General features: G+C 60.3%; 12 protein-coding genes. 6 read left to right on the top strand and 6 right to left on the bottom strand.

Annotated elements, in window-relative coordinates:
• Nucleotides 1-75: 75 nt before the first annotated feature.
• From HMPREF3155_RS04705 to HMPREF3155_RS04715, 3 genes are read left to right on the top strand one after another with little or no spacing between them, the layout of a single operon-like run.
• A complete protein-coding gene (locus HMPREF3155_RS04705; RefSeq protein ID WP_014307391.1) occupies nt 76-702 on the top strand; it encodes an MptD family putative ECF transporter S component in 627 nt (208 codons plus the stop codon).
• Nucleotides 702-1448, top strand: a complete 747-nt coding sequence (locus tag HMPREF3155_RS04710) for an energy-coupling factor transporter transmembrane component T (protein WP_014303365.1) — start codon at nt 702-704, stop codon at nt 1446-1448. Before HMPREF3155_RS04705 ends, HMPREF3155_RS04710 begins: the two co-directional genes overlap by 1 nt.
• 14 nt (nt 1449-1462) lie before the next feature.
• Nucleotides 1463-2923 (top strand): ABC transporter ATP-binding protein, encoded by a 1461-nt coding sequence (locus HMPREF3155_RS04715; protein ID WP_227917020.1) that lies wholly within the window; start codon nt 1463-1465, stop codon nt 2921-2923.
• A 3-nt stretch (nt 2924-2926) separates the two neighbouring features.
• Here HMPREF3155_RS04715 and HMPREF3155_RS04720 read toward each other — a convergent pair whose 3' ends face one another.
• From HMPREF3155_RS04720 to HMPREF3155_RS04740, 5 genes are all read right to left on the bottom strand, one after another.
• On the bottom strand, nt 2927-4651 hold the full coding sequence (locus HMPREF3155_RS04720) for an ABC transporter ATP-binding protein (RefSeq protein ID WP_014303363.1): 1725 nt from the start codon (nt 4649-4651) through the stop codon (nt 2927-2929).
• On the bottom strand, nt 4651-6351 hold the full coding sequence (locus tag HMPREF3155_RS04725; protein WP_246816174.1) for an ABC transporter ATP-binding protein: 1701 nt from the start codon (nt 6349-6351) through the stop codon (nt 4651-4653). The genes HMPREF3155_RS04720 and HMPREF3155_RS04725 overlap by 1 nt, the downstream gene beginning before the upstream one ends.
• A 93-nt stretch (nt 6352-6444) precedes the next feature.
• The gene (locus tag HMPREF3155_RS04730; protein ID WP_023018093.1) at nt 6445-7230 is read right to left on the bottom strand and encodes a thioesterase II family protein; all 786 of its coding nucleotides are present in this window, start codon (nt 7228-7230) and stop codon (nt 6445-6447) included.
• Nucleotides 7227-8444 (bottom strand): glycosyltransferase, encoded by a 1218-nt coding sequence (locus HMPREF3155_RS04735; protein ID WP_023018094.1) that lies wholly within the window; start codon nt 8442-8444, stop codon nt 7227-7229. Before HMPREF3155_RS04735 ends, HMPREF3155_RS04730 begins: the two co-directional genes overlap by 4 nt.
• Before the next feature lie 7 nt (nt 8445-8451).
• Nucleotides 8452-9081 (bottom strand): sugar O-acetyltransferase, encoded by a 630-nt coding sequence (locus tag HMPREF3155_RS04740; RefSeq protein ID WP_014303359.1) that lies wholly within the window; start codon nt 9079-9081, stop codon nt 8452-8454.
• Nucleotides 9082-9492: 411 nt separating this feature from the next.
• On the opposite strand from HMPREF3155_RS04740, the gene HMPREF3155_RS04745 reads away from it, so the two are divergent.
• From HMPREF3155_RS04745 to HMPREF3155_RS04755, 3 genes are read left to right on the top strand one after another with little or no spacing between them, the layout of a single operon-like run.
• Nucleotides 9493-10557 (top strand): ATP-binding cassette domain-containing protein, encoded by a 1065-nt coding sequence (locus tag HMPREF3155_RS04745; RefSeq protein WP_014303358.1) that lies wholly within the window; start codon nt 9493-9495, stop codon nt 10555-10557.
• On the top strand, nt 10554-11315 hold the full coding sequence (locus HMPREF3155_RS04750) for an ABC transporter permease (protein ID WP_014303357.1): 762 nt from the start codon (nt 10554-10556) through the stop codon (nt 11313-11315). The genes HMPREF3155_RS04745 and HMPREF3155_RS04750 overlap by 4 nt, the downstream gene beginning before the upstream one ends.
• Nucleotides 11308-12129: an ABC transporter permease gene (locus HMPREF3155_RS04755; protein ID WP_014303356.1), complete on the top strand. Its 822-nt coding sequence runs from the start codon at nt 11308-11310 to the stop codon at nt 12127-12129. Before HMPREF3155_RS04750 ends, HMPREF3155_RS04755 begins: the two co-directional genes overlap by 8 nt.
• A 541-nt stretch (nt 12130-12670) precedes the next feature.
• On the opposite strand, the gene HMPREF3155_RS12620 is transcribed toward HMPREF3155_RS04755, so the two are convergent.
• On the bottom strand, nt 12671-13271 hold a 601-nt coding region (locus tag HMPREF3155_RS12620), incomplete at its 5' end, for a transposase (RefSeq protein ID WP_141761330.1).

Raw genomic sequence — 13271 nt, forward strand, 5'->3', positions numbered from 1 at the left:
GTTTCACTCACCTGACAAGCCACTTGCCCCCAACCCAGTGCTACGCACAAGCAGCCTAATCTGAAAGGAAACATCATGCCCAGTACTCCCCACACCACCCCGAAAGATGCAAAAGCAGGACGGCTGAACATCACCGACCTGATGAACATCGGCATCTTCTTCGTCATCAACTTGGTAGCCGGCGTGGTCATCGCCTTCATCGGCATCACCCCCATCACCTACGTGATGATCACCAGCGTTCAGGCCCTCATCCTGGGCATCCCGATGATGCTGTTCTTGGCCAAGGTGCACAAGCCCGGCATGGTCTTCATATTCCTTCTTCTCAGCGGCCTCGCCAGCCTGCTGCTTGGTTTAGGCATATGGCCACTGCTGCTCAGCTTGGTCATGGCCGTGTTTGCCGAGTTAATTTTGCGCGCCGGCAAGTATACGAGCGCAATACACAGTGTGATCGCCTATGCCTTTATAGCAGTGTCACCCACCGCATCATATATTCCGCTTTTCTTCACCACTCGGCGCTACATAGAGAGCAGCGGCATGCAGACCAAATATGGTGCTAGTTTCGCGGATGGCCTCACCTCTATTGGCCAGATGACTTGGCTATTCCTCATCATTGTGATAGTAACCTTCGTCTGCGGGATCCTCGGCGGGATCCTCGGCCGGCGCATCTTCACCAAGCACTTCCAGCGAGCAGGAATCGCCTGATGTCGCCCACTTTGCCCGGATCAGGCACGCACACAGCGGGACTCCATCTGGACCCACGCACCACGGTGCTGGTCATCCTCGTGGTGTCCTCGGTGCTCATCTCACCGGCCGGGTCCAGTGGGGCGCTGGGCAGCACCGCCCGGTGGATGCTCATTGCCGTTCCCGGGGCACTTTTCCTCGCCTCCGGCATGGTGGCCGCTGCACTGCGATACGCACTCACCTTCGCGGTGCTCGCCGGCTTTCCTGCGGTGGTGGTACAGGCCCTGCCCGAGCGCCACATCATCGTGGACGTGTGCGCTACGTGGTTCGCAGGGCTTTCGCTCATCCTCCCTGGCATCACGTGCTGCTGGTACCTACTACGCACCGTCTCGGCCAGCGAATTCATGGCCGCGATGCAGCGCATGCGGAGCCCCGACGCCCTGACCATCCCCACGTCCATCATGTTCCGGTTCTTCCCGACGATTCTCGAGGAATACCGCGATATCCGCACCGCCATGCAGATGCGTGGCATCTCGGGCCTGCGCAACCCGATCGCTATGCTCGAATACCGCTTTGTGCCACTGTTGGCGTCCGTTGTGAGCATCGGCAACGAGCTGGCTATGTCTGCAGTGACCCGCGGATTGGGCTCGCCTCGCCGACGAACCACGCTGTGCGAGATAGGCTTCCGCGTAGGCGACGCAATAGTCATAAGCGTGCTCGTCGTGTCCCTGATCCTACTACTGGTAAATATAGTGATGCTGCCGTGATAAAGCTGCACGATGTGTCACTATCCTATGGTCAAAACACAGCGGAGCCGGTGCTGCACCACGTAAATCTCACCGTGGCGAAGGGCGAACTAGTTCTAGTGTGTGGCGAATCAGGCTGCGGTAAGTCCAGCCTGCTACGCCTGATAAACGGCGTGGCGCACACGTTCTGCGACGCCCAGATTTCGGGGGAGGTGCTGCTGGACGACGAAGACATCACTCATGCCCACCCACACGACATCGCCGAACGCGTAGGCTCAGTGTTCCAAAACCCCAAGTCGCAATTTTTCACGCTGGAAGTAGCCAGCGAACTCGCCTTTGGCTGCGAAAACCTCGGCGTGGCGCCCAACGAGATTCGACAGCGTATTGGGGAACTTTCCGCAGATTTCGGCATGGTTCATCTCCTCGACCGGCACCTGTTCACACTTTCCGGCGGCCAGAAACAAAAAATAGCATGCGCTTCAGTGGCCGCGATGCACCCACAGGTACTACTACTAGACGAACCATCATCAAATCTCGACCTCGCCGCCGTCGATGAGCTGCGCCGCATCGTCGCGCAGTGGAAGACACAGGGCCGCACCGTCCTGATCGCTGAGCATCGGCTTTCCTACCTAGTTGACATCGTGGACCGAGTGCTGGTTATGCAGGACGGGCAGATCGCTCATGATCTCAGCGGCTCGGAGTTTCGCACCCTAGACAAGGCCGAACTGTACCGCATGGGCTTGCGCTCAGCGCAGCAGGTCCCCGAGGTGACCCGCGAGCCACGCCCTTCAAGTGGCACGATGGTGCTCAAAAAGCTACAGTTCACCTACCCCAAGGCTACAGAGCCATCCCTGAGCATCAGCCACACGGAGTTGCCGCAAGGACAAGTCATCGGCGTGGTAGGACGCAACGGGGCCGGAAAATCTACCTTTGTGCGCGTTCTGACTGGCCTGGAATCTAAGGCCACCGGCGTGGTGGACATCAATAACCGCTCGCTCTCGGGTCCCCGGCAGCGCCTGCGCCAGTCCTATTTAGTAATGCAGGACGTAAACCACCAGCTTTTCGGGGAGAGCGTGGAGTCCGACGTAATCATCGGCACCAGTGGACCGGATGGGAAAAACGAAGCGCGCCTTACCGAGGTGCTTGGTGCACTTGATCTCGCGGACAAGCGGGCCCGGCACCCGATGTCGCTTTCGGGCGGCGAACGCCAGCGCGTGGCCATCGCCTCAGCAGTCCTAAGTGAGCGCGAGGTAATCGTCTTCGATGAACCCACCAGCGGGCTGGACCTGTGCCGCATGCACCGGGTGGCCCACCTGCTAGACGCCCTAGCCCGGCAGGGCAAGACCGTTTTGGTAGTAACCCATGACATGGAGCTGGTGGCGCGGTGCTGCGATCTTCTCCTGCGCGTGGAAAAAGGCCGCCTTACCGCCTGCGAACCGTGCGATGATCTCGCACTGGCGCGCACGGTGCGGTATCTACGCGGCCGCGACAGCTAGTCCCTACAGCTTCCAGCTGGTGGCGTCGCTCTTTTCACCCCAGAAGCTGCGGTAGCGTGGGGAACTCTCCATGAGTTCCTCGTGGTTGCCGATAGACTCCACGGTGCCGGAGGGACTCATCATCACAATCTGGTCCGCGTCGCGGATGGTGTGCAGCCGGTGCGCAATGACGACGATGGTGCGCTCGGCAGAAAGCGTTTTCATACCGCGCATCACAAGGTGCTCATTCTGCACGTCTAGAGAGCTAGTCGCCTCATCAAGCAGCACGATCCGCGCGTCCTTCAGTAGCGCACGAGCGATGGAGACACGCTGACGCTCACCACCGGAGAGATTCTGCCCGCCCTCGCTAATCAGGGTGTCAAACCCCTGCGGCAGCTGCCGGGCAATCTCGGTGACACCGGCCAACTCCGCTGCGCGGAGCACCTCCTCCCGCGTTGCATTGTGGCAGCCCAGGCGGATGTTTTCATACAGTGTGTCCTCGAAGAGGTACACGTATTGGAACACCATAGCCAGCGAATCCAACACCGCCCGGGAGCCAAGATCGCGAATATCCACACCACCGATACGGATGGTCCCCTGGTCAACGTCATAGAAGCGTGCCGCAAGTTTTAGCAAGGTGCTCTTGCCGCAGCCGCTGGGACCCACCAACGCAGTAGTAGTTCCGGGCGCCACGCGGAAACTCACGTCGCGGACCACTGGGGTGTTGGGTTCGTAGCCAAAGCCCACCCCATCGAACTCGATGCCATAGTCGCGTGGCGCCGCCGGAACCGCAGGCTCCGGCAACACCCGCGCATCGAGGATCTTTTGGATCTCATCTAAGGTATTGCGCGCGGATTCCAAGCCCTCGCCGTAGGGTATGCCCGACATAGCAACGCGAGCCAGGATGAACACCAACACAATGACGCCAATGTAGGTGCCTGCTTCTAGCCAGTGGTTGAGAAGTAGCACGGTGGCCAGGGCATCAATGACCACGGTACCGACCATGATGATTAAAGCCAGACGACCCATGATCATCTCACCTGTCTTCTGGGTGTGCTGCTGGGCGCTAAGCTGCTCTCGAATCGAGGCGCGCACGGCGCGCTCCCCCAGCGAATCCGGCCCAGCCATGCGCAGCACCGGCTGCACCTGGGCGAACTCCAGCACCTCCGCGGCGCCGTGCTCGTTGCGCTCGCCCTTCTGGCGCTCTGCCACGCGGTACTGCCGCATTAGGCGGTTATAGGCGAACCACACCACGGCAGCCACTGCAACGGTAACCAGCCCCAGCCGCCAGTCCACGGCGATGAGAAACACGCAAGCCAAACCGGCCGAGGCAGCACCGTGCAGCATGGGCCGCAGCATCATTGCCGGCGCGTTAGCGGCAAACAGCGCACCGCTGGTGGCTACAACACCGATCTGGCCGGCGCGATCTTCTTCAAAATAGCCCAGGGGTAGCTGTGCCGTGCGATCGGCGATAAGCCGGTGGATGCGCAGCACGTAATCATGCCCCAGGTCCTGGGCAATAACCTCAGTGGGCCAGTCTGCGGCGGCGTAGACGAGGACGGAGATAATGATCCAGGGCAACCATGCTGCGGCCTGCGCGGGATCTTCGCTAAACAGCGTGTCCAAAAACAGTGCAATGAGGATAAGGCCAATGGCCAACGCCACCGCGGAAATCCCAATTAGCGTAAGGACCAGCACCAGACGGCGACGATCAGCCGGACTGCCCAGTGAATAGAGCGTGCGGATCATTATTTTTCCTCCCCTTGGATGCCCGCCTGCGCGGTTTGGTAGCGTGCCCACATCGTGGCGTAGCCCTTGCCTGCCGCCACTAACTCTTCGTGAGTGCCTGCTTCGGTGACCTCACCGTTTTCCAGCATGAGGATCCGGTCAGCGCCGGTGATCGTGTGGAGCCGGTGTGCGATAACTACTAGCGTGCGCCCGGCCACCAGCTCGGTAATGGCCCGCTGGATCGCGGCCTCGGAGTCCGGATCCGCAAAAGCGGTGGCCTCATCCAACACGAGGATCGGCGCGTCGAGCAAGATGGACCGGGCAATAGCCAGCCGCTGCTGCTCGCCACCGGAAAGCTGCGCGTCCTCTCCCACCACCGAGTCGTAGCCGCGCGGCAGATGGGTAATGCGCTCATGAATCTGGGCGGCGCGGGCGGCGCGAACCACGTCTGCGTCGGTGGCCTCCGGGTGAGCGAGGCGAATGTTATCCCGCACGCTCATCCGCATAAGGTAAGGGTCCTGGAAGACGAACCCTACCCTACGGTAGAGCTGGTCAGATCGGAGATCAGTACTAGGGACGCCACCAATGCGCACCGACCCCTCCGTGGGGTCTAATAGCCGGGGGATGAGCGCGGCTAACGTGGACTTCCCCGAGCCGGAAGGTCCCACCACCGCAGTGATGCTGCCGGCGGTAAGTTTTTGGTTAATGCCGGAAAGCACCGGGGTGTCCGGCACGTAGGAGAAGCTTAAATCTTTCAACTCAATTCCGGCGTTTGCAGGCTCCCTGCCGCCAGCAGCGGGCGGCAATACCGGGATGTTGAAGAACTCGGTGAGATCCGCCGCGGCAGCCTTCGCCTCCGAAAACATGATGTTAGTGCGCGAAAGCATAAGCAGAGGCGCGGCGATGTTGTTGATGATCAAAAACGCTGCCAGCACATCGGCCACTGGTACGCCCGCAGACGTGATGAGCCACGGGCTGGCCGCGGCTACCACCAGCAGGCCAAACCCGGTGGAGGTGAAGATCTTCATCAAAGCGGTGGGGTGTACGGTGGCGTGCAACCACTCGCGATAGAACCCACCAAAACTCCGGGAACGACTAAGGAAAATGCTCTCGTCGTAGCCTTCCGGAACAAACACCTTGATAACCGGGATGCCGCGCACCAACTCTACGACGGCGGCGTCTAGCTGCTTCTGGCTGGACTTAAATTTCTCCGCCTTTTCTTGAAACTCGCGCATCATAAACGGCATGGTGGCCACTGCCAACAGCAGTGGTACCAGGCCCAGCAGGCCTATCCGCCAGTCCACCACGAACATGTATCCCAGGCTCAATAGCGGTACGAGTACACCGGCCGAATAATCGTGCGGCGCGTGGGCGATGAGCTGGTGGATCTTGGTGACGTCGTCTTCGATGTAGGTTTTCACAGTCCCCGACGGTGTCCGCGTAAACCAAGACAGCGGGAGCCTACCCAGCTTGGTAATCTGCTGCTGGCGTAAGTGCTCGCCCAAAAGGCCGTCGGCCTGGTGGCTTACCTGGAGGCTCTTCACGGTTGCCTGTCCATGTAGGACGGTGGCCACCATGAGCGCCGCGACTAGCAGCCACAGCTTTGACGCATCTATCGGCTCTCCCTGGAAGGACAGCATTACGGTGCGCACCAGCTCAACCAGCACGATTACCGGCACCAGCGACAAAACCGCCGCCAGCACCGCCAATAGCAGCGACACCGTGATCTGCCGGTGGGCAGGTTGAGATATTTGCCTAAATGTAATGGGTGGTTTTTGTTCGGTCATCGGGGCCTCTTTACTCAACAGTCACAATCACGCATTGTTCCGCGCTAACCAGGCAGTGTTCCCAGTAATTCCCGCTAGAAAACCGGCAAGCAGGTCGAGGAACTCGGTTCCAGTATCGAGCGGGAAGAAATGCCCACCCGGCAGGACCTTCAGTTCAAAACTACCGCTGGTAAAATTTTCCCACCGGGAAAGCATCTCTGGGCTGACAGCTGGGTCGCTATCCCCCGCCAATGCCAGCACAGGAGAGCGAAGCACCGTGGTTGCATGGTGAAAGCCCTCGTGTAACACATAATCGCGACGAATGTCAGCGAGCAGCAGCTTCATCACATCATCATTGGCAAGGATCTCAGGTGGTGTGCCACCTACCTTCTCAAACTCCCTGCGCAGCGCACCGAACCCCATTGACGAGTGGTATTCCCCAGGCACGGTTTCTCCGGGCGCCTGCCGTGCGGCCACCACCACGGCTTCCGGTATAGTGGGCCGATGCATCTGCTGCAGGCAGGCAGCAACCTGGTAGGCCAGCGCTGCCCCCATGGAGTGGCCGTACAACGCAATCGGCGCGCCCGCCGCCAGATCTACTATCTCGGTTGCGCACATATCGGCGAGCTTGTCAAAGTCGCTTACCCATTTCTCTCGGCGACGGGTTGCCTTTCCGGGAAGCTCCACCGGCACCACGTCAATGCTTGGGTTGACCCCCACCCATCCACGATAGACGGAAGCGCTGCCTCCTGCGTGATGGAAGCAAAACAAGAGGGTTCCAGTGCGATGTCCGGCCACAAACGGAAAGACTCCCTCGCAGCTGATTTCTGTCATTTTTCGCCTTTCGCTAGGTCGGACTGATTAAGCACGATTTCTACTGCTGCGACGGTACCCGGGTCTGTGGCAAGCAACTCGGGCATCCTGCGGGCTGCGGAGTCGTATGCTCCACTTACCAAATCGGCAATTCCGGCGGCCAGGGACTGGGCACTCAGTTCGCCTCGCTGGGCGTCAATATAGTTCGGCCCGGCACCGTTTCGACAAACTGCGTTGGCATGGAAGTGTTGGTCACCACCGAATGCAACCGCAAGGCACGGCTTGCCGGCGCGCAGGATCGCCCCGGTGGTGCCCAGTGAGCCGTGGCAGATGCCTGCACGGCACCACGGAAGCACAGTCGCGAACGGGACCCGGGCGACGGTGAGGATTCCTTCTCTCACACCAGGCTCATGATCGGGATCGACGATTATCGCCCGCAGACCATGCTCGATGCACGCGTCTCGAGTCCATCGTTGAAGGTCATAAACGCGATCTGAGACCATACTCCCAAAGCTTGCCAGAACCGGGGCCGAGCCGGCAGCCACAAACTCCTCGACTGCTGGGTCTAGGGCGAGTTCACTGTGGTGCGGGTCAAGCCACTCGCCAGTGACGTGAATGTGGTTTTTCCATTCCGGCGCCGGCGGACTCAACGCGGGACTGAATTGGTAGATCGTGGTTGGTGGAGAGGAGAGCGCTCGCTGACGCAGCCCCAACCTACGGCGCCATGCCGCTATCACTGGGCGCATCGCCCAAGCCATCAGAGTATTGGACATCCAGTGGGTGACCAGAGCTCCGACAGAGCCGTCCAGTTTTCGCGGATCCACGAGGCTGTAACGGAGGCAGGGTTCGGTAGGGAAAACCTGCACCCGAACGCTGGGGACTCCGCGTGCAGCCCCTAACAACCGAGCAACTTCACTGAATTGGGTGTACATGACCACGTCAACGCCATCCATGGCATGCTCTAACACATCGAAAACGTGGGCGTCAGATATCATCTCACGGATACCTAAGACAGTGTCCATCATGCCTTTACTATCGCCCAAAAGGCGCTTCATTAACGCCCGGTAATCACCGGGTAACTCGATGTAGTCCACCCCGTTTGCACGAAAACTCCCGCCGAATTCGCTAAACCCAGCCAAAACAAACTGGTGGCCACGATCTCGAAGTGCGACACCAAGGTGCGCAAATGGCAGCATATCACCCTCAGAACCCAGGACGACCGCGAGAACTTTCACAGCCGTCTCAATCCGTAATCCAACTAGGCCACTCAGGAACCCAAGACTCCCCCATGAGCTTATCTTCCGGGCCAATATCACGAATGACTCGGCACGGATTACCGGCTGCGAGTACCATGGGCGGAATATCTCTTGTCACAACACTGCCAGCACCAATTACTGCACCATGCCCAATCGTGACACCCGCAGTTACCGTGCAATTGCCACCAAGCCACACATGGTCTTGTATGGTGATCGCACCCCCGGTACACACCATGTATTGCCGCTCTACGGGGTCTAAGGCGTGATTGCCAGCAAAGAAGGAACACCATGGACCAACCATGACCTCATTGCCAAATGTCACCGGGGCCATATCAAGTACCGTAGTTCCTCGATTGAAGGTCACGCCATCTCCGACCTTGATTTTCGAGCCATATTGGACATGAAATGGCAGGAAAACCATTAAGCGCTCCCCCAGTTCACCAAGCAGGTCTGCCATCACTGCCTGCTTCTCCGCTGTTTGAAGTGGACGAAGCTGGTTGAGATCGTGACACTTCTCCGCCGCCTCCATCATCTCGTAATAGAGATCCGGGTCCTCAATAGGGCGGAAGGGCTGACCGCAGAGAATCTTATCTTCGATTTGCTCTCGAGAATCCATGGATCCTCCTTTGTGCTTGAGAGGCGCGAGCCACAATACGAATTACGGTCAGCCACGCGGTTTGACCCTGACTAGTCGGAATACCCAGATTCTTAGCTCACACTTGGTAGCTTACAGGCCTTCGACTTAATTGTCAAGCATGCCATGCCTAATTATGGTATGCTCAACTTTGCAGCAACCTGCAGCGTCGCCGCCGATCAGCCGACCTGTGCAGACCTCTCCTGCGGGGCGCTGTGCACGACCCGGTGCCGCTAGACATACATCATTTTCTAAGGATTAGTTGGCACTACCCCAGGCGCTTGCTCCGTGGACCACAATCCATCGTTCGCGGGCAATAATCGGTTTTCCTTCTGCGGTAGGAGAATCGGTGCGCCGTCTAATAGACCGTTGACGTATATCCAGGGATGAATCATGAAAGAAAACCCCACCACGGCAACCGCTAGCGGTGACCCCAGCGCCACCGCAGTCCCCTCAACCAGCGCCCACGCAAAAGGCCGCGACCTGGTGCTTGATGTCCAAGATCTGCGATGTAGCCTGGGAAAAGTCAAGAAGCGAACGGAAATCCTGCGCGGTGTGACCCTCGCCATTCCGCGCGGGGGCATCCTCGCCGTCCTAGGCGCCAATGGTGCCGGCAAGACAACCTTGGTCAATGTCCTTTCCACGCTGCTGCCCGCCACGGGCGGAACCGCCATCATCGATGGCCACAACTTAGCCACGGATCCTTCCAAGGTGCGCGCTTCCATCGCGCTGACCGGGCAATACGCCGCAGTGGATGAGGAGCTTACCGGCAAGGAAAACCTCATCTTCTTTGGCCGCCTGGCAGGGCTTAAAGCTAGCGATGCGAAGGCCCGCGCCGCGGAACTTCTTGAGCGCTTCGATCTGGTTGGCGCCGCCGACCGCCTGGTTTCGGCATACTCGGGCGGCATGCGCCGGCGGTTAGATATCGCCGCCTCCCTCACTGTCCCGCCCGCGCTGCTGTTCCTCGACGAGCCGACCACGGGCCTCGACCCCGCCGCGCGCAGCTCCGTGTGGGATACCGTCCGCGGGCTGGCGGCCGACGGCACCTCGATCCTGCTTACTACCCAATACCTGGAAGAAGCTGACCAGCTCGCAGACCGCGTCGCCGTGCTCGCCGGAGGCAAGGTGCTCGACGAAGGCACCCCCGCCGAGCTCAAGGACCGCTATGGCACCACGGTGTGCCTCATCACGATGTCTAGCCCGGACGATGCCGCACGCCTCACCCACACCTTGCAAGAACACCGCATCGACTGCCGCCAAGAGGACACCGTATTGCGCGTCGATGCGCCCGATGGCCACCGCACCCTAGTCCGGGCGCTGGCCTTGTGGGATGGCGACGACACCTCGGTCGCGGACGTCTCCTTGGTTCCGCCCTCCTTGGACGATGTCTACTTCGCTATCGCCGGGTCCGGCGACATCGCGCAGCAGGCTCCCCACACCGGTGGAGGCTCCCAGTGAACGCGCTCGGAGCAGTCGCTGCCTCGTGGCACCGCAATGTCCTGCGCACCGTCCGCAACAAGGCCGTAATGGTTTCCGCCGTGGCAATACCCAGCCTGTTCATGGTCATCTTTTACGCCACCTTCGCCAAGGCTTCGACGGAACTCGGCATCGATTACGCCGCCTTCCTCCTGCCCGCCGGCGTTATTCAGGCGATTGTGTTCGCCGCCGGGGGCTCCTCCTTGGCGATTACGCGTGACGCCGAAAACGGCATCCACGACCGCATCCGCGCCACCGGGACGCCCGCCTGGGCCACGGTCGTCGGCCGGCTGCTGGCAGATCTCACCCGCGCCGCGTGGTCGTGCAGCATCGTCGTCCTCACCACGATCCTGCTCGGTGCCCGCTACGCTGCCGGACCGGGTCGTATTATCCTTACCATCGCCCTTTTCGCCGCCCTCACCATCATCCTCTCCGCGTTTATCGATGGCTCCTGCCTGTTGGCCCCCAAGCCCACCTCGGCGTCCTTGCTCTTCCAAAACCTCGTGCTGGTCATGGTGATGTTCTCCACCGCATTCGTGCCTGCGGATGCGCTGCCCGGCGGCATTGGCCCCATCATCCGGCACGTACCGCTATCTCCCATCTTGGACACCGCCCGCAACCTACTAGGTGGCGCTGCCCTGGGGGCGCGCGGAGTCGAAGCACTGTGCTGGCTCATCGCCATGACCGTCGTTGGCGTATGGGGCTTTATCACCGCTTTCCAGGGGAGGAAACATGACTAACCACACCACCGCCACCGTGTCGCACGACACCACCTGGCTGTCCACTGTCGCCACGCATTTTGGAAGGCACCTGCGCGCCGCCCGCCGCGATAGCGCGGTAATTACCAATACCGTGGCTGGTCCCGTTTTGATGTTCCTGGTCATGCGGTGGCTGTTTGGCGACCTCATGGCGGCCTCGCAAGGCTCTGCCACGCTCGACGCGTTACCGCTTACCATCGCGCTCATCCTTTCCAGCGAACTGATGAATGGCACCTCCGCCGCCGCGCAGATAATTAAGGAACGCCAACGCGGTATCACCACCCGCATCGCGACCACGCGCTACGGCACCAGCCCGGAGATCTTCGGCCGCTGGTGTTTCGATTCCTTACGCAGCCTTATCTCCGGCTGCGCGGTGCTGCTGGCTTCCGTGGCTTCTGGCCTGCGTATTCACACGCTGGCCGGGTTTGGCTGGGTGCTGTTAGTCATCATCTTCGGCGCGGTGGTGGCCGCCTCGCTATCGGCCATGGTGGGCGCGATGTGCGCCACCCCGGAGGCCGCCATTGGCCCGGCCCCCATCATCATGGCGGCCATGGCACTTAACGGCGGCCTCGTGCCCGTGGAGCAATTCGCTGGTGTGGTTCAACCCATCGCCCGGTGGAATCCGCTTACCTTCGCCGCCCGCGCCGGCGCCGCCATCGACGGCACGCCAAGCGCCGAAATCCTTGCCACCGGCCAGCCCGGCACCGCAGTCTGGGCTTTCGTGGCCTGGATGGTAGCACTCACCGTAGTGCTGCTAGCCGCCGCAGCTGCGTTCCGCCGCCCCACCATGTCGTAAATAGCGCCGGTTAGCGCGACAGTGCTACTTGTCGCGCGGCGGCGTCCCCAGCGGCGCGGTAGCGCTACTTGCCGCGCAGGGCGCGCCGCCGCGATAAAGAGCTGCGAATCTTTACCCGCGGCCGCGCTAAGGCGGGTAGTGTCGCCGCCGGTTACCGGCAACCAGGCGGCCTCGCCCGGGGCTAGCTCCAGGTCGTTTACCGTGACCACACCAGAAGTAGCCAGGGCGATGGCCGGTCCGGGAAGCTGCGTGGAAACCGTGGTGCCGGCGGGCAAATCGTAGCGGGTCACCGCAAACTCCTGCACCGGCAGCGGGTACTCTACTACCGTCGCGGTGTTGGGCGCGGCATCGGCAACAGCGGCGCTCTCCGCGCCTGCACCATCGCCCAGGGAGGTGTTCCTATATAGTTTGTCAATTCCGTGGGTGAGTTTGTTGGGGGGGTGAAGGGTTTCTGCTTTTCCTTGTGGATGTTGTTTTCGGGCACGGTGAGGAGCCGATTGGGCTTGCTGTGCAATCGGCTTGAGGTGAGGGTCTGTTGGTTCTAGGCTGCTGCGGCCTCCTGGACTGTGGAGATGTCTCGGTAGAGCTCGCCGTTTCGCATCATGGCGAAGAGAACGTTGAGGCGCCGGCGTGCGAGTGCGACGACTGCGGCGTTGTGTCTTTTGCCTTCTTTGCGTTTTCGTTCATAGAATTGCCGGGAACGCTCGTGGAATCTGATCGATGCAAAAGACGATTGCCATAGGGCGTTCTTTAATTTTTTGTTGCCAGCCCGGTTAGGCGAATTCGACATGATAGACGTTCCTGACTGATTCGTCCGCGGTGATAGCCCTGCATAGGATGCTAGGTGCGCTGCATCGGGGAAGTCGGACATATCGCCAACAGTCATGAGGATCTGCGCTGCGCTACGCGGGCCGATACCAGGCATGGATAAAAGAATCTCGGTCTGCGGAATGTCCTGAATCAGCTTGAGTACCTGCGCTTCGATTTCTTTACGATGCTCGAGTTTGGTTAGTGCATCTGTGGCGGACATTGCTACGCCAAGTTCGGCGTATTCTGCGCCGGCAATGGATACGGTCTGTTCGTGGATGGCAGCAAGCATGGCATCGATGGGACCTGACCCCCTTTTGGTGGACACCTGATAT

This window comes from Corynebacterium sp. HMSC06D04, assembly GCF_001807315.1.
Classification (GTDB): domain Bacteria; phylum Actinomycetota; class Actinomycetes; order Mycobacteriales; family Mycobacteriaceae; genus Corynebacterium; species Corynebacterium simulans.